The organism is Mucilaginibacter endophyticus (genome assembly GCF_003351025.1).
Lineage (GTDB): Bacteria > Bacteroidota > Bacteroidia > Sphingobacteriales > Sphingobacteriaceae > Mucilaginibacter > Mucilaginibacter endophyticus.
In genome coordinates, this window is sequence record NZ_QPCG01000002.1 from 867,383 (window position 1) to 891,081 (window position 23,699).

The 23,699-nt window shown below is 40.5% G+C and carries 23 protein-coding genes; 18 read left to right on the forward strand and 5 right to left on the reverse strand.

What is annotated here, in order from left to right:
- Positions 1-73 precede the first annotated feature (73 nt).
- A complete protein-coding gene (locus DUL71_RS11080; protein WP_114938134.1) occupies positions 74-1,705 on the reverse strand; it encodes a carboxylesterase/lipase family protein in 1,632 nt (543 codons plus the stop codon).
- A gap of 146 nt (positions 1,706-1,851) precedes the next feature.
- Between DUL71_RS11080 and DUL71_RS11085 the strand changes: the two genes are divergently transcribed.
- From DUL71_RS11085 to DUL71_RS11155, 16 genes are all read left to right on the forward strand, one after another.
- A complete protein-coding gene (locus DUL71_RS11085; protein WP_114938135.1) occupies positions 1,852-2,601 on the forward strand; it encodes an NUDIX hydrolase in 750 nt (249 codons plus the stop codon).
- Positions 2,602-2,737: 136 nt separating this feature from the next.
- Positions 2,738-3,175, forward strand: coding sequence for a VOC family protein (locus tag DUL71_RS11090; protein ID WP_114938136.1), 438 nt, complete (start codon positions 2,738-2,740; stop codon positions 3,173-3,175).
- Between the two features lie 90 nt (positions 3,176-3,265).
- Complete coding sequence (locus tag DUL71_RS11095) at positions 3,266-3,487, forward strand: hypothetical protein (RefSeq protein ID WP_208645524.1); 222 nt, start codon at positions 3,266-3,268, stop codon at positions 3,485-3,487.
- A gap of 65 nt (positions 3,488-3,552) precedes the next feature.
- Positions 3,553-3,936, forward strand: coding sequence for a VOC family protein (locus DUL71_RS11100; RefSeq protein ID WP_114938137.1), 384 nt, complete (start codon positions 3,553-3,555; stop codon positions 3,934-3,936).
- Positions 3,937-4,361: 425 nt separating this feature from the next.
- The gene (locus tag DUL71_RS11105) at positions 4,362-4,748 is read left to right on the forward strand and encodes a response regulator (RefSeq protein ID WP_112570221.1); all 387 of its coding nucleotides are present in this window, start codon (positions 4,362-4,364) and stop codon (positions 4,746-4,748) included.
- On the forward strand, positions 4,729-5,817 hold the full coding sequence (locus DUL71_RS11110) for a sugar transferase (protein WP_114938138.1): 1,089 nt from the start codon (positions 4,729-4,731) through the stop codon (positions 5,815-5,817). Before DUL71_RS11105 ends, DUL71_RS11110 begins: the two co-directional genes overlap by 20 nt.
- Before the next feature lie 4 nt (positions 5,818-5,821).
- The gene (locus DUL71_RS11115) at positions 5,822-6,505 is read left to right on the forward strand and encodes a TolC family protein (protein WP_114938139.1); all 684 of its coding nucleotides are present in this window, start codon (positions 5,822-5,824) and stop codon (positions 6,503-6,505) included.
- A gap of 3 nt (positions 6,506-6,508) precedes the next feature.
- Positions 6,509-8,674 carry an exopolysaccharide transport family protein gene (locus DUL71_RS11120; protein WP_114938140.1) on the forward strand — a complete coding sequence of 722 codons (2,166 nt, stop codon included), beginning with the start codon at positions 6,509-6,511 and terminating at the stop codon, positions 8,672-8,674.
- A gap of 47 nt (positions 8,675-8,721) precedes the next feature.
- Positions 8,722-8,859, forward strand: coding sequence for a hypothetical protein (locus DUL71_RS32290; protein ID WP_162996890.1), 138 nt, complete (start codon positions 8,722-8,724; stop codon positions 8,857-8,859).
- Positions 8,860-8,888: 29 nt separating this feature from the next.
- Positions 8,889-10,400 (forward strand): O-antigen ligase family protein, encoded by a 1,512-nt coding sequence (locus tag DUL71_RS11125; RefSeq protein ID WP_114938141.1) that lies wholly within the window; start codon positions 8,889-8,891, stop codon positions 10,398-10,400.
- A 4-nt stretch (positions 10,401-10,404) separates the two neighbouring features.
- Positions 10,405-11,019, forward strand: coding sequence for an acyltransferase (locus tag DUL71_RS32665; protein WP_114938142.1), 615 nt, complete (start codon positions 10,405-10,407; stop codon positions 11,017-11,019).
- 10 nt (positions 11,020-11,029) lie between these two features.
- Positions 11,030-12,373 (forward strand): oligosaccharide flippase family protein, encoded by a 1,344-nt coding sequence (locus DUL71_RS11135; RefSeq protein WP_114938143.1) that lies wholly within the window; start codon positions 11,030-11,032, stop codon positions 12,371-12,373.
- 12 nt (positions 12,374-12,385) lie between these two features.
- Positions 12,386-13,603, forward strand: a complete 1,218-nt coding sequence (locus DUL71_RS11140; protein WP_114938144.1) for a glycosyltransferase — start codon at positions 12,386-12,388, stop codon at positions 13,601-13,603.
- A 63-nt stretch (positions 13,604-13,666) separates the two neighbouring features.
- Positions 13,667-14,884 (forward strand): glycosyltransferase family 2 protein, encoded by a 1,218-nt coding sequence (locus DUL71_RS11145; protein ID WP_114938145.1) that lies wholly within the window; start codon positions 13,667-13,669, stop codon positions 14,882-14,884.
- Positions 14,885-14,939: 55 nt separating this feature from the next.
- Positions 14,940-17,591, forward strand: coding sequence for a non-ribosomal peptide synthetase (locus DUL71_RS11150; RefSeq protein ID WP_114938146.1), 2,652 nt, complete (start codon positions 14,940-14,942; stop codon positions 17,589-17,591).
- A gap of 79 nt (positions 17,592-17,670) precedes the next feature.
- On the forward strand, positions 17,671-18,816 hold the full coding sequence (locus DUL71_RS11155; protein WP_114938147.1) for an acyltransferase family protein: 1,146 nt from the start codon (positions 17,671-17,673) through the stop codon (positions 18,814-18,816).
- Between the two features lie 3 nt (positions 18,817-18,819).
- Here the strand turns inward: DUL71_RS11155 and DUL71_RS11160 are convergent, their stop codons facing one another.
- The 4 genes from DUL71_RS11160 to DUL71_RS11175 are packed head-to-tail and all read right to left on the reverse strand — an operon-like array spanning position 18,820 to position 21,373.
- The gene (locus tag DUL71_RS11160) at positions 18,820-19,371 is read right to left on the reverse strand and encodes a hypothetical protein (protein ID WP_114938148.1); all 552 of its coding nucleotides are present in this window, start codon (positions 19,369-19,371) and stop codon (positions 18,820-18,822) included.
- Between the two features lie 14 nt (positions 19,372-19,385).
- Positions 19,386-19,721 (reverse strand): STAS domain-containing protein, encoded by a 336-nt coding sequence (locus DUL71_RS11165; RefSeq protein WP_114938149.1) that lies wholly within the window; start codon positions 19,719-19,721, stop codon positions 19,386-19,388.
- Positions 19,722-20,861 (reverse strand): fused response regulator/phosphatase, encoded by a 1,140-nt coding sequence (locus DUL71_RS11170; protein WP_244228736.1) that lies wholly within the window; start codon positions 20,859-20,861, stop codon positions 19,722-19,724. It lies immediately after the preceding gene.
- Positions 20,862-20,872: 11 nt separating this feature from the next.
- Positions 20,873-21,373 carry a hypothetical protein gene (locus tag DUL71_RS11175; protein WP_154402361.1) on the reverse strand — a complete coding sequence of 167 codons (501 nt, stop codon included), beginning with the start codon at positions 21,371-21,373 and terminating at the stop codon, positions 20,873-20,875.
- A gap of 78 nt (positions 21,374-21,451) precedes the next feature.
- Here DUL71_RS11175 and DUL71_RS11180 point away from each other — a divergent pair, with 78 nt between their 5' ends.
- Positions 21,452-22,375, forward strand: coding sequence for a glycosyltransferase family 2 protein (locus DUL71_RS11180; RefSeq protein ID WP_114938152.1), 924 nt, complete (start codon positions 21,452-21,454; stop codon positions 22,373-22,375).
- Positions 22,372-23,547: a glycosyltransferase family 2 protein gene (locus DUL71_RS11185; RefSeq protein WP_114938153.1), complete on the forward strand. Its 1,176-nt coding sequence runs from the start codon at positions 22,372-22,374 to the stop codon at positions 23,545-23,547. Before DUL71_RS11180 ends, DUL71_RS11185 begins: the two co-directional genes overlap by 4 nt.
- The last annotated feature ends 152 nt before the right edge of the window (positions 23,548-23,699 follow it).

Here is a 23,699-nt window from a genome sequence, read left to right on the forward strand (position 1 = left end):
TAGCGATATGGTTTCACAAAAAAGGCCCCTGCGAAAAATCACAGGAGCCAGCCCATACATCTGAAAAAAAATCTTATTTCATGTAATCTTTATCCAAAAACAAATAGCGTGCACGGTTAACTTCCGGCTTTTCTTCGCTCTTTACATCAATGTTCATGAATTTAACATGGTTGTTATCAGTAATAGCCGACCATTTAGGTAATCCCGCACCATTAGGGTTTGCCTTTTTAATAAAGTTGGCAAAGTAGTTTTCCATGGTTTCAGATACCTTAAAATCATCAGGAGTCCATGCGTAAGTTTTATTACCCGCAAGGTTGCCCATGGCGTATTCAATTTCTGAAGCGTGCGCGGCCCCAACAGCCGGCGGCATTTTGGGAGCAGGTTTTGCGGCATCGCCTTTAACTACACCACCTGCAAGTCCTGGGGTTGCGTTACCCATTGAGGCTACCATGGCAGGGCGTACACGTGAAAACAGGTAACGATAAACCGGCTTTCCTCCTGTTTGTACCTGCAGGTCGGCCCATTTCCAGGTACTGTATACAATAAAACGATCGCTTGACAAATCGGTTGCCACTTTAACTACTTCTTCATCATTAGCTGCCGGATATAGTTTCAATGCTTCCTCTGCCCTTTCTCCGTATAGTTGCTTCAATGTTTTAGTATAATTTTCAAGTGTTGGCGCGTCGCCGCGCATCATAAATTGAAATGGCACTTCGGCCGAATTCCAGCCTACCAATAAAGGCACTTTGGCCTGCTCGCCAGCCATAAATATTTCGGGCAGCGATTTTGGCAGCAGGTAATTATCAATAGTGGCCGACATTGGCGGAGTGCCGGGTTTAAAAGCATCATTTAACAATTGCTCGGCAGGTATAGCTCTCAAATCAGCCAGTGTATTGGCTTTTTCATTTGCGGCAAACTTTACACCGTTCTGCTCGGCATCAGCCAACGGGATAGGGAAAAGTGTTGGTTTAATACCTGCGCCACTTTCACCAATAGCACCTGCAATCAGGTCTTTTGATAAGGGCGAAGCCATTTGCACCGATACAGAAATTGATCCTGCAGATTCGCCTGCTATGGTAACCCGTGCAGGATCGCCTCCAAAGGCCGCGATATTTTTTTGTACCCAAAGTAAGGCCTGGTGTTGATCAAGGTATCCATAATTACCTGAAGAGTGATTTGGCGACTCTTTAGTTAATTCGGGATGCGAAAAGAAACCGAACACACCAAGCCGGTAATTTACAGTCAAAGCAACAATACCTTTTTTAGCCATGCTCTCGCCGTCATAGCGCGACTCTGATCCATCACCGGCCATTAAACCACCACCATAAAAATAAACCAGCACAGGCAGCTTTTCTTTAGATGATTTTGCAGGTGTCCATACGTTAAGATATAAACAATCTTCACTCATACCTGATGTCCGGAAACCCATATCGCCAAAAATTGGCTTTTGCATAGGGTTATGGCCAAAATGGTCGGCTTTTAATATGCCTTCCCAGTTTTTGACAGGTTGAGGTTCTTTCCAGCGTAAATCGCCAACAGGCGGCTGCGCAAATGGGATTCCTTTAAAACTTAACACGTTCGATGCTTCGCGGGTACCTTCAAGCGCCCCATTCTCAACGGCTGTTTTGTTTGCAGATAACTGCGCCATCACCCTCACCGAGGCAACCTGCGCAAGTAACAGCATTACTAAAATTGATTTCTTCATTATTGGTTATTTGGTTTGTAGCGTGCGGATAATAACACAATAAGAACAGTAATTCTTATTGTAACATAATGATACAATAATAAATTATTTAATCTCACATTTCAAATTTTTTTGTTACTTGTGCAATCATTTTTTTCAGGACCTGCATGAATAAAGAGTTTGAACAACAGGAAAGTAATATCAGCGGCGAAGGTTTTTTACCCGGGTTGGCTATTGATACCGTTATATTCGGGTTTCATGATAACCAGTTAAAGGTATTGCTGCTGTCATACAAAAACTCTTCATTATATGCCCTGCCCGGCGGTTTTATTCATGACAATGAGGATGTAAACCAGGCAGCGCGCAGGGTATTGGAAAGCCGCACGGCTTTAACTAATATTTACCTGGAACAATTTTATGTATTTGGCGATTACAGCCGTTATGACCCTACCCCGCTTAAAGCCATTATGCATGCCAGGGGCTACACCGCGCCCGATAACCACTGGTTACTGAAACGTTTTGTATCAATCGGCTATTACGCGCTGGTTGATTTTACTAAAGCGGTACCGTCTCCTGATGATATATCTGATAGTTGTGACTGGTATAGCCTTGATGATTTACCGGTTTTGATGCAGGACCACCGGCAAATTATTGAAAAAGCCCTGCAAACACTGCAAAACAACCTCGACCAGAAACTGATAGGCTTTAACCTGCTCACAGAGGAATTTACCATGGGCGATCTGCAATCACTTTATGAAACTATCCTCAATAAAAAACTACTCCGGGCGGCATTTCAGCGTAAAATGCTAAGCCTTGGTATTTTGGAGCGGATAGCCAAAAAGTGGACCGGAGGGGCTCATAAAGCCCCTTACCTGTACAGGTTTATATCAAACAATGTTACGGCAGATACCTTTTAATACTACAACTTCACTGAAGTTACATGTCGCAATTTACCCCTTAATATGTCTTAATAGCGCCCTCCTATATTAAGTTACAAGACGTAACTTTACTATACAAAATCACTCAATTATAAAACAAAAACAATCAAGCAACATGTTAGTCGTAAATCCTTATTTAAACTTTAACGGTAATACCGAAGAGGCGTTTAACTTTTACAAATCAGTTTTTGGAGGAGAGTTTGCCGTGGTTATGCGTTTTAAAGACGGTCCCGAGGCATCAAAACTTGCCGAAAAAGATCAAGACAAGCTTATGCACATTGCACTGCCGCTTGGCCCGGGCAATATGCTTATGGGTACCGATGCCTTAGGTGTTGAAGAAGGCGGCATGGGTTTGGTAACCATGGGTACTAACTTCTCGCTTACCATCAGCTGCGAATCAAAAGAAGAAGCAGACAGGTTTCATGCAGGTTTATCAGCCGGCCAGGAAGGCGGCGGCCCAATGCGCGAAGAATTCTGGGGCGACTACTTTGGTTGGGTTAAAGACAAGTTTGGTGTTAGCTGGATGATCTCATTCAATCCAAACCGTCCGTAATAATTTAATAAATAAGGGGAATGGCATTGTTATCCCATTCCCTTATTTACCTTTTCTGATCTCCATTAAAAGTACACAAAACTAAAACTTATGATGGTAGAAGTTTTTAAAACCAATGTAAACAAACATCGCCAGGCCAGCATGCTGTTGGATGCCATTCATAAAGCATTTGGAAACCATAAAGCCAATTTTGACCTGGATGATTGCGACAAGATATTGCGGGTGCAATGCGATAGCGGCACTTTATGCGTAAAATCGCTAATCAACTTTTTGAATGATTTAGGTTGCCGTGCCGAAGTTTTGACAGACTAATCTCCTGTTTCGGCAAACAAAACATTTAAAAGCAAGGTAGTATCATTAATATAAAACCAATTGTTATGTTAGAAGAAAGCAAAGCATTCAGCGGATTTTCGGTAGATGATCCGGCAAAAGCAAAGGCGTTTTATGCCGGTGTGCTTGGTTTAAATGTAACTGAGGTTCCAGAAATGGAGGGCCTGCTTAACCTTAATATCAACGGTAGTACGCCGATACTGATATATACCAAACCCAACCACACCCCTGCTACTTTTACTATTTTGAATTTCCCGGTTCTTGATGTAGAAAAAACAGTTGATGAACTCAGTGCCCGCGGAGTTAAATTTGAAATTTACGATCAGGAAAATTTTAAGACAAACGAAAAAGGAGTATTTCTTAGCGGCGGCCCAAAAATAGCCTGGTTTAAAGACCCAGCCGGGAACTTCTTATCAGTAATAGAAAAATAACTTCTCATTTACCTGTAAACAGGTATAATTTAATCCCACTTTGGGGAATAACAGCTACCCGCCGTGGGAATAAATTCCTCGGTATTACTATTAACTTTCCGTTAATTTCTCATTTTTTTCACAACTATTCTTCACAAAACCCGTATAAAAGCCCATCAAGGCCATAATTACGATGGTTTTTTATTTGAGGAATGTTTTTTGCCTATAATTACAATGTAAAACAAATGGCAAAAATTGCTGAGCTGTTTATTTTTATACTTAGCTATCATTTAAAACAGCTTACAATTTCGTTTCTTTAACATTAATAATATTTATTAATTTATATTTTTTAATATTATCTAATTTTTACGATAAAAAAATAAACACGGCACATCAACAATAAATTAACTGCTTACTATTATAAATTAAACCCCAATTAATTAAGCATGAAAAGAACGCTACTTATAGTGGATGATGATTTGAGTATATTAAAATTGCTTAACTTCATTCTTTCAAAAGAATATGATATTGTAGTTAAAAATAATGGTATCGAAGCTTTTAGCTGGCTTGAAGACGGCAACATGCCCGAATTGATTATATCAGATCTTCAGATGCCTTATTTTGACGGGCAATCATTCGTAAAAAATGTTAAGATCAGTGGCTTTTATCGCGATATCCCGGTAATACTGCTTTCTGCAGCCCACGATCTTGATGCACAGGTAAGCGCCATGCCTTTTAAGGTTGATGCTTTCATACACAAACCATTTAACCCAACCGCATTAAAAACAGCCATTAACCAAGTTTTACAAGTTTATGAATCATCAAACATCTGATTGGAACGAAAGTTCAGGTTCTAACATCAGGATAGCATACGCCGGTAGCGAGTTCAAAGAGAAAATCTCTAATGGCTTAAATGAGGGCTTCAAAATCGCGTATAACAATAGTATTGATCAGCTTAATGATTATTTAGGCGAGCAATCTATTTTATCTGTTCCGGATATTTTGTTGGTTGAGGTTGATGCCGAAGGTAAGTGGATTAAACTTGTTGAAGAGGTTAAGAAAAGTTTCCTTTTAAATGGTTTGATCATTGTATTGCTTGCAACAAAAAATGATAAAGCCCTGAAGCAACAAGCTATTAAATTAAAAGTGCATGACTTTTACGGTGAGCCATTTGCAATCAGCGATCTGCGTGAAAGACTTAACTTTTTGGTGCGCTTTAAACTGATAAAACCCAAATTGGTTGAGCTATCAAAAGTAGTTGACACTACATATAAAATGCCGGCCGGCAAACGCCTTATCGATCTGGTAATTTCAGGCGGAATGATGCTGGTATTGTCTCCGGTTATGCTGATTGTGGCTATCCTGATCAAACTGGATTCAAAAGGCCCGGTATTTTACAAAAGCAAACGTGTAGGTACAGGTTATAAAGTATTTGATTTTTATAAATTCAGGTCGATGCGTACTGATGCCGATCAGTTGCTTGCTAAATTATCGGCAGAAAACAACCAATATGCATCTGAAGCCGGTGATAATAAAGTGGCTTTCGTAAAAATCAAAAATGATCCGCGTATTACTAAATTGGGAAATTTCCTGCGCAACTCAAGTCTTGACGAATTGCCTCAATTATTTAATATTTTACGCGGCGATATGTCTGTAGTAGGCAACAGACCGCTGCCATTGTATGAGGCTGAGATGCTTACGTCAAACGAATGGTCGATGCGTTTCCTGGGCCCTGCCGGTTTAACAGGCTTATGGCAAATCAGTAAACGAGGTAAAGAAGACATGTCTGAACGCGAAAGGAAAAAATTAGACAACTTTTATGCTCAGAAATATTCAATTTGGTTAGATTTAAAAATTATTGTGGGTACAGTTCCCGCACTATTCCAAAAAGAAAAAGTATAACTCTATGCCTGTGAAACTAAAGCTCACGTATCTTTCTATAATCGTTCTTTTTTTTACCAGCCGTGTACAAGCGCAGCAAAGTTCATTTATAAACGACGTTAACTATCCGTTCCTTGAAAAACTGATAGCCACCGCCAAAAAGAACTATCCTGAAGTTAAAGCAAGGCAAAGCCAGGTGAATGCCGCTAAAGGCCTTTACAATTCAACGGTATTTTCATGGCTTGAAGGTGTAACGGCATCTTACATTTATAGCCCGCAAAACTCAATCAATCTTTCGCAGCCCACAATATTTAAAGGCTACCAGATAGCCATATCATTAAATATAGGCCAAATGTTTTCAAGACCTGGAGCTATCCGTCAGGCAAAAGAAACTTACAAAGTAGCTGAATACCAGCAGGCAGCATATTTATTAACTCTTGAGGCACAGGTTAAACGTTTTTACTTCGCTTATCTTGAAGCGCAGGCCGAACTAAGGTTACGGGCCAATGCAGTAATAGATGCCGAAAGTGCGGTTAAGCAATTAAAATATGCATTCCAAAAAGGTGAAACAACTTTTCAGATTTATAACGAACAACTTAACAGTTTATACAACCAAAACTCCTTTAAAGTACAAGCTGAATTAGCGACATTTACAGCCAAGACCAATCTTGAAGAATTATTGGGTACTAAATTAGAAGACGTTAAGTAAACGATGGAGATAGGCAACTTTTTCACTCTACTAAAGAAATACAGGACTACGCTGATAATTATACCGCTTGTAGCGGTTATAGCATCGTTTTTTCTCGTAAAAAATCTACCAGATAGTTATCAGTCGCACGCTGAAATTGCTACCGGTATCATTGATGCTTCCAGGCACCTTCTTGATAAGGACGCTACTGCCAATGTACAAGAACAGCAAGTTTACCGCGAATTCAGCAACCTTATTGCTATCATGAAGCTAAAGAAACTTGTTGATCAGGTTTCTTATTCGCTTATGATCCATGACTTGACTGATTCTTACCCTTTTCGTAAACCAAGTAAGGAATTATTGGAACTGCACTCGTATGAAAAGGATAATGTATTAGCAATTTTAAAAAAGAAATTTGCTACCCTCGAGCCATTGTCCGTTTACGATAAAACCGAAAACTCCGTTATAGGATTGCTTAGGTCGATGAAATATGATGAGCGTAACATCATGAAAGATCTGGTGATTATGCGTAACGAAGACAGTGATTTTATATCTGTGAGCTTTGATTCGGAAAACCCTCAACTTTCTGCTTTCATCGTAAATACATTGTGTAAACAGTTTATAGATTATTACACTCAGAGTGTAAAACAAAACGAATCAAACGCGGTAACATTTTTATCTAACCTGCTTGATGCTAAACGTAAAGCACTTAGTGATCAAACCGGCAAATTGCAGCAATATAAAATTGAAAACGGTGTACTGAACCTCGATGAGCAGTCGAAAGCTATTTTTGGTCAGATTATGGTTTACAACGATAAAAAGTTGCAGGCCGACAAAGACATGATAGCGAACCAGGGAGCTATTGATGCTATCAACCAAAAATTTACGCCCGATGAGAGGAAATATGTTGAAGCCGTAACCAACAAATACAACCAGGCTATTATTTCTACCCAGGAGCAGCTACATACACTTGAAGATCAGTATGTACGGAGCGGCTTTAATAACAGGTACAAAGAATCAATTGATTCTTTACAGCAACAACTGGCAAACCAGATCAATTTAACATCTGATAAATACATCACCAATCCGCTTATAGCTAAAGACGATCAGATTAAACAAAAACTTACACTTGAAGTTTCCCGGGATTTAGCCAAGTACAGCGTCAAATCAATAGAAAATGAATTAGCAAATCTAAACGCTAAGTTTTCACGACTGGTTCCGTTTGATGCCAAAGTAAAAACCTATGATTTTGATATTGACATTGCAGGTAAAGAATATCTTGATGTATTAAACAAATACAATGAAACTAACCTGCGTTCAAGCTTTTCAATAAAACTTATCCAGGTTGAAATGGCCCAACCCGATGTAGCCCAGCCATCTAAAAAAATGCTGCTTATTATTCTGAGTGGTATAGGCAGTTTATTTGCATGCGTTTTTTGGCTGTTTGTGTTATTTTATATTGACGATACTATTAAAAGCCCTACCGAACTGGTTAACAAAACCCAGTTACCGCTATTGGGTTATTTAAATAAGATAAGCGGCGAAAACCTGGATTTGCGTAAGCTTTGGGACGTTGAACATCGTGATAAGATGAAAACTTTTAAAGAGTTGTTACGCTCTATAAGGTTTGAAATTGACCAGGAGTTAAGAGGCGAAAAAGTGTTAGCCATAACAAGTATTGAACCTTCTGAGGGTAAAACCCTGCTTGCTATAAGTTTGGCTTACTCTTATTCAATGATTAACAAAAGGGTATTGTTAATTGACGGTAATTTCAATAACGCAACTATAAGCAACACAGCTCAGCCCCAGATTTACCTGGAAGATTATTTTAAAAATAATCCAAACGCGCAGCAAGAAATAAGCAGTGCAAGCACTACTGTTTTAGGTAATCGCGGTGGCGATGTAACCCTGCTTGAAATTGGCAGCGAAGCGTTTGTAAAAAACAGATTTGACGACTTACGCTCTAAATACGATGTTGTGATTATTGATACCGCTCCACTTACGGCGCTTAATAAATCAAAAGAGTGGTTGTTATTTGCTAATAAAACCATAGCGGTATTTGAGGCTAATAAAAAGATCACTAATCCTCAAAAGCAATACATAACCTATTTGAAAGGGCTCGAAAACAAGTTTGCGGGTTGGGTACTCAATAAAACTGAATACAATCAGAAAAAAGAGAAGAATTCTTAATTGGTTGCTTGCTACAAGGCATCGTTTAACTATTAATACTACTTAAAATGAGAATAGACCCTCCTAAACGAGAAAAGGATCCATTTGAAGATTTAAGTCCGCTTCAAAAAAAAACACGCAAAGCGGCTATAGTATTTGCATTTATTGGTGTGTTTGTATGGGCTGTAAAAATCCTGTTCCTGTAATTTTTTAAAAAGCATTTCTATTCTACTGCATGCGTAATGAACAAACAGGCAATACTGGAGTTAAGCAAAGCTTTTGGAAAAGCCTTATGGTTCAAAAGTTTTCGCATCCCTTTGCGCTGCTTTTTCTGCTGATTACTTCACTTGCTATAAGCTTTTTAACTTATAAGCTCGAATTTATAGGTGTGGGTGCTGTTTTGGCGTTAACTATAGGCTTGCCTATCGTATTCGCAATTACTGTTTATCCCGAATTCGGGATCTGCGCACTGATCATAGCAGCATTTTTTATCAGCTACGTTTCGGAATTTTTACCAGATCAGGTTCCTATCGGTACACTGATGGACGTAACAACCTACCTGCTCATCCTCGGTTTTTTTATTAAACAACGTACAGAACGGAACTGGACCTATTTCAAAAACCCGATCAGTTACATGATATTGGTGTGGCTGGCGTACAATATGCTCGAATTTGTAAATCCATCTGCCGAGTCAAGGCTGGCATGGATTTATACCGTGCGTACAGTAGGTTTTATCATGCTTATGTACTACGTTTTTGTTTACCAAATCCGCACGGTAAAGTTTATTAAAACCTTATTAAAGCTTTGGATATTCCTGGATATATTGGCCGGGATCTCCGCTTTTCAACAAGAAAACATTGGCTTTTTCCCATTCGAACACAAGTATCTGTACGCCGATCCGTTGCGTGTAAGCCTGTTATTTATTAACGGGCACATGCGTAAGTTTGGCATCTTTTCGGATCCGGTTACGTTTTCGTATAACATGGTTATTGGCGCGCTGCTTTGCGTTGTGTTGCTTATGGGTGATATTCCGCTTAGGCGCAAGGTAACACTGGGCTGTATTGCCGGCTTTTTTCTGTATGTGATGCTTTACTCTGGTACCAGAGCTGCTTACGTATTAGTGCCGGGAGCACTTTCAATGCTGGCTGTGTTAAACTTTAACCGGCGGGTTTTAACCTTTACGCTCGTAGCCGGTGCCTTATTGGGTATTTTGATTGTGATGCCAACATCAAACCCTTTGATCAAACGTTTTCAGACAGCCTTCAATCCTTCTGATGACCCATCCTATAATGTACGCGCCGAAAATCAGAAGAAGATCAAACCATTTATCCTCTCCCATCCTATCGGTGGTGGCCTGGGCTCTGTAGGTGTTTGGGGCCGAAAGTTTTCGCCAAATTCTATGCTGGCTAAATTCCCACCGGATAGCGGTTATGTACGTGTTTCCGTTGAAATGGGCTGGGTGGGCCTCATTCTATTTTGCACGCTCTTCTTCGTGGTACTCAAAACGGGGATCAACTTCTATTTCAGTATTAAAAATCCCGAACTCAAAAATTATTGTCTGGCCATGCTGCTTATTCTTTTTGCGTTTAACATAGGTAACTTTCCGCAGCAGGCACTCGTTCAATACCCTTCAAACATCCTGTTTTACCTGGCCATATCCATCCTTGTAGTATGTAAGCGCATTGATGATCAGGAGCAGGAAGAATTAAAAAAGAAAAACAGTACAGAGACAATACTAATTAACTAAGCAGATGTCATTTGTATCATCCATAAAATCAAATCCGAAATTAAAAAAATTAGTCCACTGGATGCTGATCCCTCCCGGTCAATCAAGGCCGAGGCTTTGGGTAAGGCTAATACTTAACCGCTTTTTTCATGAGCGCGGCAAGGGCAGCGTTGTACGACGTAATGCACGGATGGACCTTTTTCCATTCAATAAATTCGCTCTTGGTACTAAAAGTATTGTAGAAGATTTCGCGGTAATCAACAACGGTGTTGGTGATGTTTTTATAGGCGAAGGATCGGGCGTTGGCATCAGTACGGTAATCATAGGCCCGGTTAAAATAGGTAATTTCAGCATGACTGCACAGCACGTTGTTATCTCGGGACTCAATCACGGATATCAGGATGTAAGTATTCCCCCACGTCATCAAAAGGTTACTACCAAACAAATCACTATCGACGACAACGTATGGATAGGCGCTAACTGCGTGGTAACAGCCGGGGTAACTATTGGTAAACATTCGGTTATTGGGGCTGGCAGCGTGGTAACACGTGATATCCCGCCTTATTCGGTAGCTGTAGGCAACCCTGCCAAAGTAATAAAACAGTATAATTTCACAACTCAAACGTGGGAGAAAGCGTAAAACGATATACATGGGTTTATTTAAAAAGTTAATAAACAAACACACGCTTTCGCTGGCCACCAACGCGGTTTTGCCGGTTTTAGGGATGGTAATATTATCATTGCTGGCCCGCAGGTTGAGCAAACCTGACTTTGGTAATTACGTATTTTTCCTGATCGTATTTACGCTGGCAGATACCTTCCGCACAGGCTTCCTTCAAACCTCGCTCATTAAATTCTATTCGGGCTCAACGGTTGAACGGATGAAAAATATCTCCGGATCAACCTGGTTTCTTGGCTTCAGCATCACTTTGGTATTTGGCGTTGTCAACCTGTTGATCTATCTCATTTATAGAAATCCGGATGCGGATATAGCCATTACGCTCAAATGGTTCAGCTTAATCTATTTTTGTACGCTGCCATCGGCGGTTAGCCTTTGGATTCTGCAGGCCGAAGAACGCTTTGATAAAATGTTCATTCTGCAATTAATGAACCAGGGAGGCTTCCTCATATTGGTAGTAGGGTTGGCCATTGCAGGTAAATCAAATTTCGAGACCACTATCTATTCTTACTTTGCGGCTAACCTGTTAAGCAGTATCATTTGCGTTATTATAGGTTGGGCCAAGGTAAAAACCATAGCTCACAGAAGCTGGGATACCATAAAAGAAATGGCCCATTTCGGAAAATTCAGCGTAGGCACATCCATAAGCTCGTACCTGCTCAGGAGCTCAGATACACTGATTGTAAAACCCATGTTCAGCCCGGATTTGCTGGCGGTTTACTATATCCCGCAAAGGCTCATGGAAATATTTGAGATCCCGTTAAGGGCTTTCATTTCTACCGCCCTGCCTGCAATGTCGGCCGCTGTACAGCGCGGCGATAAAAAGCATGTAACCTACATCATGAAAAAATACGCGGGCATGCTTACCATGGCGCTCACTCCTATCGCTATAGTTTGTTTCGCTGCTGCAGATCTTATTATCGGACTGATATTCGGGGCCAAATACCAGCACTCGGATGCAGGTAATATCTTCAGGATTTTTATGTGCTATGTGATGCTCCTGCCTATCGACAGGTTTTTCGGGATCACGCTTGATATCATTAACAAGCCGCACCTTAACATGATCAAAGTGTTCCTGATGCTAACGGTTAACGTTATTGGTGATTTTACCGGTATCCTGGTATTTCACAGCCTTTATGCCGTTGCCATTGCATCTATTTTCACATTTTTTACAGGCGCCATATTTGGCTACTGGGCATTAAAGAAAAACCTGCAGTTTAAAATATCCGACATCTTTGTTTTAGGTTATATCGAACTAAAAGAACTCATTGGTGTTGTGATTGGCAAAATCAAAGGAAAACAACTAACCGAATAGTAAGCTATATTTATGGAGCTAAAAAACCGGCATATCGTTATATTCTCGCAGATGCAGTTTGATAGCCGTCTTGAGTCGACTAACTATACCATGGCCAAACATTTGGCTAAGGATAATTTCGTATACTACGTTGACCGGCCATACACCTGGAAAGATTATATCCAGTTTAAAAATACGCCCGGATACAACGCCCGCAAACCGCATTTTTTTTCGCCCAAGGATAGTTTTATCCAAACGGAGATCCCGAATTTAAAGATCATCATAACGCCTCCTGTACCATCTATAAATTCGTTGCCTGAAGGTGCCATTTACCGGTTGGCCTTGAAAGTAAACGAAGGGATTGTAGCAGGCAGGCTCAACAAGGTTATTAAAAACCTTGGGATTAAAGATTTTATCTTCATCAACTCCTACGCGTTTTACTATCCCACCATGCACCGGTTGCTAAAACAGAAACCGTTGCTTAAGGTTTATCACTGTGTTGATCCGCTGATTGAAGAATACCAAACCCGTCATGGCCTTATATCCGAAGATATTTTGGTGAAGGATATGGATATGGTGATCAGCACCAGCAAGGAGTTGAGCAATATAAAAGCAAAGCTTAACCCTAACTCCTACTTTGTACCTAATGCGGCCAATATCAGCCATAGCCAAAAAGCACTTGACCCGGCTTTGCCTGTTGCAGAGATCCTGTCGGATGTTAAAAAGCCCATCATCGGCTATTTCGGGAATATTGAACGCCGTATTGATTACGATCTGCTCTCACAACTAACGGCGCAAAACCCGGATAAAAGTTTTGTTTTTGTTGGGCCTGTTGATATAGATTACGAAAACAATCCTGCTTTTAATGCTCCCAATGTTTTCAAAAAAGGCGCGGTGCCTTATGAACTGTTACCTGCCGTGCTTAAAGGCTTTGACGTTGCTATTATTCCTTTTAAAAAGGATGATGTAAGCAGTTCTATTTTTCCCCTCAAATTATTCGAATATCTTGGCTCCGGTCGCCCTGTAGTGATCACCGATTTTAACGGTGACCTGGAAGAATTTACCGGTGATACAGTGTACATCTGCAAAAATGCTGATGAATTTACTGCCGCAATTAACCTATCGTTAAACGATACTCCTTTTTTACAACAAAAAAGATTAAAAGTAGCAGCACAAAATACCTGGGAGCACCGTATAACAGAGATCAAAAGCCTGCTGGCAACAAATTTGAATAATAAGCAGAAAGGTTAAAATTTAGAGAAACATACCTGTTACTTATAAATTAATGTAAAACAGGGATTATCATCAAAACACATGGAAATCATCAAATTCATTGCATCTGTTGTCGCCATTTTGCTGTTTATATACCTTGGGGTATATAGCTTGTACCTATTTGTGTTCTCTGTGCTGGGGAAATTAATCCCCATTAAACAGCCAGTTACGGCAACTAAGCTCAGCAAATTCATTGTTTATATCTGCGCTTATAAAGAAGATGAAATTATTTTAAACTCGGCGGCAGCGGCCTTAACTATCGACTATCCGAAAGATATGTTTACGATTTGCGTGATTGCCGATTCTATGAAACCTGAAACCATTGTTAAATTAAAGCAAATGCCGTTGCAGGTGGTTGAGGTAGTTTTTGAAACCAGTACCAAATCAAAAGCCTTAAATAAAGCCATTGAAAATACAGCTGCAGGTTACGATGCCGCAGTTGTTTTTGATATTGATAATATTGCCGCTCCTGATTATCTGCACCAGATCAATAATTATTTACAAGCAGGCCATCTTGTGGTTCAGGGCCATCGCGTTGCAAAAAACTCAAATACGCAGGTAGCTATACTTGATGCGGTGAGCGAAGAAGTTAACAATCACATTTTCAGGAAGTCGCAGCAGTTATTTAAGTTTTCGGCTGCAATTATCGGCTCAGGAATGGCTTTAGAATACAAGCTTTTTGTGAATGTAATGTCGCGTATTGATGCTGTAGGCGGTTTTGATAAAGAAATGGGGTTACTACTCACCCGCGATAAAATCCACGTTGCCTATGCTGGAAAAGCGTACATCTACGACGAAAAAGTAAGTAATCCGGCAGTATTTGAAAAGCAGCGTAAACGCTGGCTTTCGGCCCAATTTAACTTGCTTAAGAAATACGGTGCTACTGCTCCTGCACAATTTTTCCGCGGCAACTTTGATTATGTGAACGAGATTTACCAGATGGCCATCCTGCCGCGCGTGCTGATGCTTGGCCTTATGCCGCTTATGTTGTTGATATCATTTTTTACTCCGGGCATCGGTCCGCACTGGCATTTATGGCTTGGTGCAACTGTGGCTTGTTACCTTGGTATCATAGTTGCCATACCGACATCGTTCTACAACGGAAAACTTTTAACGGCTATGCTTAAACTACCACTTATATTTTTCACCATGTTCCTGCTGTTGTTTAAACTTAAGGGAGCAAACAAAAGGTTTATTCATACGCCGCACGATCACGCTCCTGCAGAACCCGTAAACAACGAAGCAACTGCTGTTAAATAACGGAAACAAGATTGATAATTAATTGAACCAGGAATAATATAGCATATAAACAATTATGGATGCCCCTCTGAATACCGACGTTATAAGCATGTTAAACAATACTGCTGTAGATTATCCCAAAGAAAAGGCACTTATCCATTTAACCGCGGCTGCTGCACATCAGTATCCGGATAAAGTGGCGCTGAAATTTCATGAACGTATACTAACCTATAAGGCACTAAACGAAGCCGCCAATAAGCTGGCCGGTTACCTGATTGATCAGGGCCTTAAAAGAGGTGATGTTGCCGGTGTAGCACTTGACCGCTCGCCCGAAATGGTGATATCGCTCTTAGCCGTTATGAAAGCCGGTGCCGCATACGTACCACTTGATCCTGAATATCCGAAAGACCGTATCGAATTTATGCTGGAAGATTCATCAGCCAAAATTCTGATCACTTCTGAAAAATATCATAATCACTTTGCTGCAAACTCAATTGAGGTTTTGATTGAGGCGGCATTAGAGAAATTTCCATCATATCCTGCTGCCGAGCCTGAAACAGGCGTAAACGGCGAAGACCTGGCTTATATCCTGTACACATCAGGCTCAACCGGTAAACCTAAAGGTGTACAGATTCGGCACTTTAACCTGATTAACTTTTTATTAAGTTGCCAAAAGGTACCGGGCATGACTACTGCCGATAAGGTACTGGCTGTAACAACCATCTCTTTCGACATTGCTGGTTTGGATTTATACTTACCGCTGATAACCGGTGCCGAACTTTTATTAGCCGATTCGGCTACGGCAAAAGACGGCCGTGCTTTGGTTGACCTGGTTAAAGCAGAAGATGTGACTGTAATGCAGGCTACTCCTTTTACCTGGCGCATGATGCTGGTATCTGGTTGGGATAGCAAATTGCCGTTAAAGGTGTATTGTGGCGGCGAAGCGTTTCCAAAGGATTTAGTTACACAACTTTTGCCTAAATGTGAGGAGATCTGGAACCTTTACGGCCCAACCGAAACAACCATTTACTCCACCATAAAACAGATTACCAGCGATGAGGATATCACTATTGGTAAACCTGTTGCCAACACCCAGATCTATATTTTAGACGAGGCGCTTAATAACCTTACCGATGGTTCAATCGGTGAGATTTATATCGGTGGCGATGGTGTTGCCGTTGGCTACCTTAACCGTGCAGAATTATCGGCCGAACGTTTTGTGAAAGATATCTTCTCAACCGTTGAGGGCGCCCGGATGTACCGTACCGGTGACCTGGGCAAGATCAGGCATGATGGCGAAATTGTTTGCCTTGGCCGTATCGACCACCAGGTTAAGGTGCGTGGTTACCGTATTGAGCTGGAAGAAATTGAACAAAACCTGTTAAAGCAGGATAATATTAAACAGGCAGTAGTTATAGCCCGTGAAGATACTCCGGGAATGCCACGCCTGGTAGCGTATGTAATTACGCCTGAGCCGAAAGAAGGGCTCGACCTTAAAAACCAGTTTGATGCATGGCAAAAAGGCTTGCTGGAAGTTTTACCTGAATACATGGTTCCGGATGATTTTGTGGTGATGGACGCCATACCTATTACTCCTAACGGTAAAATAGATCGCAAAGCATTACCTAAGCCCGATTATAACATCATATATCGCGAAGGCGAATTTGTTGCCCCACGTACCGATAACGAAAAGTTAGTTGCCAAAATATGGCAGCAAAACATGGGTATTGAGCAGATCAGTATCCTGGATAATTTCTTTGAATTGGGTGGTCGTTCATTAGTTGCTGTGAAAATCATGGCCGCTATTGAGCAGGAAACCGGCAAGCGTTTACCATTAGCTACCCTGTTTGAGCACGCGACAATCGAAAAACTTGCCGCACGACTTGAGGGCAATGAGGTAATCAGCTGGGAATCGCTGGTACCTATCAAGCCAACTGGCAGTAAAATGCCGTTGTATATTGTTCACGGTGCAGGTTTAAATGTATTATTATTTAACGCCCTTGCCATGAATATGGATGCAGAGCAACCGGTTTACGGCTTGCAGGCCCGCGGCTTGAACGGCATTGATGAGCCTTTGGACGTAATGGAAGAGATAGCGGCAAACTATATTGCCGAGATCGTGGCTAAAAATCCTGAAGGGCCGTATGCATTGGCGGGTTATTCATTAGGTGGTATTATCGCATACGAAATGGCAAATCAACTCATAGCGGCAGGCAAAGAGGTTAAAATGGTTGCCATGTTTGATACTTACGCTGATCGCTCAGATGTAAACGACAGCAAGGCTAAAAAGATTGTTGATAAAACAACGCTTCGTGCTAAGCAATTCGCCCACAGCTTTGTGCTACTGGCCGAAGACCCTAAACGTACCATTGAGTACAAAGGCCTGATGCTTAAACGCCAGATGATAAAGCTTTATTGGAAGGTATTTAAGCCTAACCAAAAACGCGAAGGCTTTTTTGCTTATGATAACGAGATTGACGAGGCAAGCGAAAAGGCATTACGCAACTACATATTGAAGCCGTTAAACATAACCCTCGACCTATTCAGAGCCAAAAAGCGGACTTTTTATATGGAAGATTTTGAGTTTTTAGGCTGGAAACCGTTCGCGATTAAAGGTGTGAATGTACACGAGATTCCGGGTGAGCACAACACCATTTTTGCTCCGCCAAATGACAAGGAATTTGCCGAAGTACTGCAGAAGTGTCTGGACAGGGTGGCAAAAAGTTAAGCTGTCCAGCACATATCTGCCAATAAACCAACCGTGTTAAAACTTTTAGTTAAAATGAGCTTTACCGGCGGTGCTACTTATGAATACTACTACTACCGAAAAGAATTTAAAATCAACAGGCAAAGCAAGGGTTTATTTCTCCAATTTAAATGGAGTAAGGGCTCTTGCTGCGCTCATGGTAGTAATATCCCATATCGAGCTGCATAAGGTCGACTTTCACGTTGCGCGGATCCCTCATTTAACTATACTTAACTTTGGTAAAACGGGTGTTACCATATTCTTTGCGTTAAGCGGGTTTCTGATAACCTACTTATTGTTAGAAGAAAAACGTAATTTTTCGGCAGTAAACTTTAAAGCCTTTTATGTAAGGCGTATGCTCCGGATCTGGCCCTTGTATTTTTTATTGGTAGTTGTAGGCTTTTTTATTTATCCGGGAACAGGCGCAACAACAGGACTTTGGTTATCTGTATTTTTTATGCCTAACCTGGCATTCTGCCTGCAAATGCTGCCGGAAATTTTCAACCCTATCTGGTCGATAGGTACTGAAGAACAATTTTATATTTTCCACCCGCATTTCTTCAGGATAAAGAACCCTAAAAACATCCTTTATGCCTTCCTGATTTTCATTGCATTGATTTGGGCATTGCAGTTAAGCATTAACAACCTTAATCATGAAAACCCGGTTTGGAAAATATTCAGCCAGTTTTTTTATTACGCCCGTTTTGACAACATGATGATTGGCGCGGCAGTTGCCGTTATATTTCATAACACCAGGCACCCATCGTTTAAGTTTAAATTGCAGCCGCTGTTTGATCTCATGTTTAAACCTTATATGCAGGTGATACTATCCATTATTTTTCTGGGTTATGTTTACCTGTATTTAATCCATGACATCCCACACGGCGATGTTCCGCTGGCCGTCATTTCTTCACTGCTCATTGTTAACCTTTGCCAGGCCGAAACCAGTATTTATACTATAAACAGTAAAGCGCTTGATTATATAGGCCAGATATCTTATGGCATTTATCTCTTGCATAAATATCCCCTATTTTTAACCCTATACCTTGTACATAACTATGTCCCGACTATGAATATGGTAATGCAAAACATTATCATATACACTGTTACTATTGGTTGTGCTATTGGGCTGGCTTCACTGTCGTACTTTGGATATGAGAAACCTTTTCTCAACATTAAAAAACGTTTCCAGAAAATAACGCAGTAATATTTACCGCTGCTTAAGTTCAATTACCGAAGTAAAGGTATTTATCCCGGTACCAGGTTTATGCTTGTAATCAAACGCGTCGCTGGCGCGCGCTATGATCATGAGGCCGTAATGTTCGTTTAACCCCATTACAGTTTCTTTACTAACGTATTGCACATCAAAATCCTCGGTAAAAAACTCCAGGTGATTGCTGTTTTTCACCCGTCCCTTCAATGTACCAAAGTCATCCCCATAAATGGCAATTTCGTTTTGGGCCAGTTTGTTGGTTAACAGCGGCCAGGTCAGTATCGCCTGGCGGGTATTAATTTGCAGCGGTTTTCCCTTATCCTGTTTACTGATATATAGTTTGTTGCTTTTCAGATCAACCCCGATATTGGTTACGTCGGTCCCCATGTGCTTAAGTGAGTTGGTAAGCAACTCTATCAGGATAGTTTTTATCCTGAAATCCGCGTCGTCATCAACTATATCTTTCGCAATATTTTTTATATAGCCGATGATCTGCACTGTTAAAGGATAAATACCTTCGGTTTCATTGTTAAAAACAAACTTTTTCAAGGTGGTAAATTAATTTATGCCCCGGTTAAAGCCTCCTGTGTATTTGTATATATCTTGAACACTTTGTCAAGTCGCACCAATTGAAACAATGATCTGATATCGCTATTTAAACCAACCACGGCAATATCACCTCCGTTGTTCATGGCCAGTTTAAGTGCCGATACCAGCGCACCTAAAAAAGAACTATCTACGTATATCACCTGCTCAAAGTTTACTATAACATACTTATTTCCACTATTGATGAGACTGTGCAATTCTGCCTTAAACTGATCGGCATTTGATAAATTGGCCTCTTTAAGCTGTATGTCCACTATTAGTGCATTATCAAGCAAATGTGTACGTAGTATCATTTAACTGTTTTTTTGAATAAATATTAAACTGCAATCGTCAATTTGTTCATTGGCCTTTTCATTTAAAAAGCCATCATTTTTTAAGGTCATGAATGAATCAGATTTACCAAGATATCTCTCAATTTCGCTGGTAAAGCTATTCAAATCGGTTTTCTTACCTGCAGGCGTTTCTTTATCAATTAATCCATCAGTTATCATCATTAACTGATCGCCGGGCCGCATGGTAAACAGATGCTCATCAAAACCACCTTGTTTACTAACTCCAAGCAGTAGCCCAGCTGAAGAGATCCGGTCAAGCCTATTTTTGGCCTTGCAGAAATACAAGAGCGGTAAATCGCCCGCACCGGTATAACTCAATTCTTCACTTTCAGCATCAATCATGATAAGCGACAGTGTAGATAGCACTTCGCTCACAACCGGATCATGATAAATAACCGAGTTGATCTTTTGCATGATGCTTTTGGTCGACACATCGCCCTCCGAAACACATAGCCTCACCGCGGCCCTTATATAACTCAGATATCCAAAGGAAAAAAACCATGCTCCCCACTTTTTCCCCATCACGTCGCCCAGGATAATAAAAGTATACCTATTATTAATAGATATCACATCAATAAAATCTCCGCCCGGATAGTTTTCAAATGATTTGTGCCAGAAATCAATTTCAAAACCATTTATACGGGGCGTTTCCTTCGGAACTGAATACAGATTGAGCGCCATCGCGGCACTGCTTAGTTCACGTATGGTATGCTCATGCCTTTCACGAATGCTGTTCAGGAAATTATTGATCTTTGAAATAACAAAGGCTATTGGCGTATCCTTATCAATATAATCAATAACATCAAGACTCATCCCGGCTATCATATGATCATGATCGGTAACTGATGTTAAGAACATAAAAGGAATGTTCTTAAACTCCGGAACCGCCATTAGGCTTTGCCTAAACTCGAAGCCATTAATACCTGGCATCTGGTAATCGGACAGGATCAAGTCGGGGATATCATTTTTAAGCCATGCTAAGGCTTCCTCCCCATTATTCGCTTTATGGCAAACAAAACCCTCTTTTTCCAAAGCCCGGCCAATAACCTTTAAAACAAGCGGGCTATCATCAACCAGTAATATTTGGGGCTGCTTCGGCATAATTCAGGTATTCAGGAATTGCTTTTCCGCAGTAAAGCGTTTATAAACAAATATACGCCTGTTAATACGATTAATACCGATATAACATCCATTAAAGTTATACCATCATCCTTTGTAAAATAAAAAATGGTAAACATTTCAAAGTACGGTGGCGCAGGCATGATGATCATGGCTAAACCAAGTACAATCATCGTAATGGCTATCCCTATCAAAACAGCATGCTTTAACTTTTCCTGCAGCCGGTACTTTTTTGCCTGACGACTATCAACCGGGTGCTGGGCCAGCAAAAACTCAAGATTATTTACCATGTCCAAACGGCTCTGATCCTCATCTATTTCGCCAAAGACATCAAATTTTTGAGGCGAAGTATCAGGCTCAATGGCATTATTTATTTTTTGCTGTATCGCCCTAATATATTCTTTATCAATATTTCCCTTTTTTAGCAGTAGAACCAGCTCATCAACTTTGGTATCAAGCAGCACTTCATCATTATTTGGTAGTTTATTCTTCAAAGGAATATCGTAGTATAATTTGGTTAACTTTTACTGATATTAGCCGTAAAAAGCTTTATTGATAATAACCCCTCTCAGATGAAAAAAGTTTCCGTTGTTACCGTAAATTTCAATCAGCCTACTGTTACAGAAGAAATGTTATTATCGATTAAAAATACGAGTACTTACAGCAATATGGAAATAATTGTTGTAGATAATGCGAGTAAAATAAATCCTGTAACCGATTGGAAAATAAAATATCCGGAAATAATATTTATCCGTTCGGACATTAACCTGGGTTTTGCAGGCGGTAATAACCTCGGACTTACCGTTGCCACAGGCGATTACATTTTCATGGTAAACAACGATACCGAGTTTACCCCAGGCCTGGTTGAAAAACTTACAGAGGTGATGGATGGCAATGCGGCCGTTGGCATGATATCGCCCAAGATCAAATATTTTAGCGATAAAAACCTGATCCAATATGCCGGCTACACACCCATGAATTATTATACCTGCCGTAATAGTGTAATTGGTTTAAAGCAAAAGGACGAAGGCCAGTTTGATCATATAACTGCCCCTACTGCTTATTGCCATGGGGCTGCCATGATGATCAGGAAAGAAGCTATTGAAAAGGCTGGTATGATGTGCGAAAACTTCTTTTTATACTACGAAGAGGTTGACTGGTGCGAACATATCATTAAAGCCGGTTTTAAAGCGTGGGTTTGTACTGATGCACTTATTTACCATAAAGAATCGGTTTCTGTAGGTAAAAAAAGCAAGCTTAAGGAATATTTCATGAACCGCAACCGCATCCTTTTTACCCGGCGGAATGCTCCGTTGTTTAAAAAGATCTTCTTTTATTTTTATTTCCTGTTTTTAGTAGTGCCCCGAAACCTGGTCAATTATATTAAAGAGAAACAATACGGATTTATACCTATGCTTTTTAAAGCAGTATGGTGGAACTTTACTCATTCAAAAAACAGCAGCAATTTAGGATACCCCATTAATACCATAGCATGAAAATAATTTTAGCCATAAGCCTGTTCATTGTTTTTTACACTTTTGTTGGATACGGAATTTTCCTGTATATCATTATCAGGATCAAAAGAATTTTTAAGGGCACAAAAGCACTCCCTACAGAAAATCCGGATACACTTCCTTCATGCACCCTGGTTATAGCGGCCTATAATGAAGAGTATTTTATTGAGGAGAAGATCAAAAACAGCCTTCAGTTAAATTATCCGGAAGGAAAACTGAAACTACTTTTTGTTACCGACGGCTCATCAGACAAAACACCTGATATTATTGCCCGGTACCCCCAGATACAATTATTGCACAAGCCCGAACGCGCGGGAAAAATTGCTGCCGTACACCGCGCTATGGAGTATGTTGATACCGACGCCGTAGTATTTACCGATGCCAATACTTTTTTAAATAAAGATGCATTGATCAAGATCTGCAGGCATTACAGCGACGCAACAGTTGGAGCCGTTGCCGGTGAAAAACGGGTACATATAGACGAAAACGCAGATGCCAGCGCAGCTGGTGAAGGTTTTTACTGGAAGTACGAATCGGCATTAAAGAAATGGGACTCAGAGCTATATTCGGTTGTGGGTGCTGCCGGTGAACTGTTTAGTGTACGCCGCTCATTATACCAACCCGTTGAGCCGGATACTGTGCTTGATGATTTTATGATATCGATGCTTATAGCTGCCAAAGGCTACCGCATTGTTTACGAACCGGAGGCATATGCCACAGAAACCGCATCTGAAAATGTTTCGGAAGAGTTAAAACGGAAAGTGAGAATAGCAGCCGGCGGAATTCAATCTATACTAAGGCTTAAAAAACTGTTCAACCCGTTCCCCTACCCGGTTTTGTCGTTCCAATATGTTAGTCACCGGGTTTTGAGGTGGACAATCACTCCCTTCCTGCTCATCCTGTCATTTATTTTAACCGTTGTATTGGCGCTTAAACCAAACGAAACCGATATGCAATTGTTACTATTGGCACAGGTATTGTTTTATATATTGGCCTTGCTGGGGCTGCTTATGGAAAAGCGGCAACTGCGCATTAAAGTTCTTTTTATTCCCTATTACTTCTGCGTTATGAATTATGCAGTACTGGCAGGCATCATTCGCTATTTCAGTACGAAACAAAGCGCGGTTTGGGAAAAAGTACAACGGAAGCAGTAAATAATTGATTATAAGTTAACAGGATAATTATTTTATAGTTTAATACATTGAATAGATAAAAGGGTTGCATTAAAATAATTAATGATAAAGAAGATCAAATTAAGAGAATTTGTCTTCTGCTGCTTTTTGAATTACCTGTCAACTAATTTATA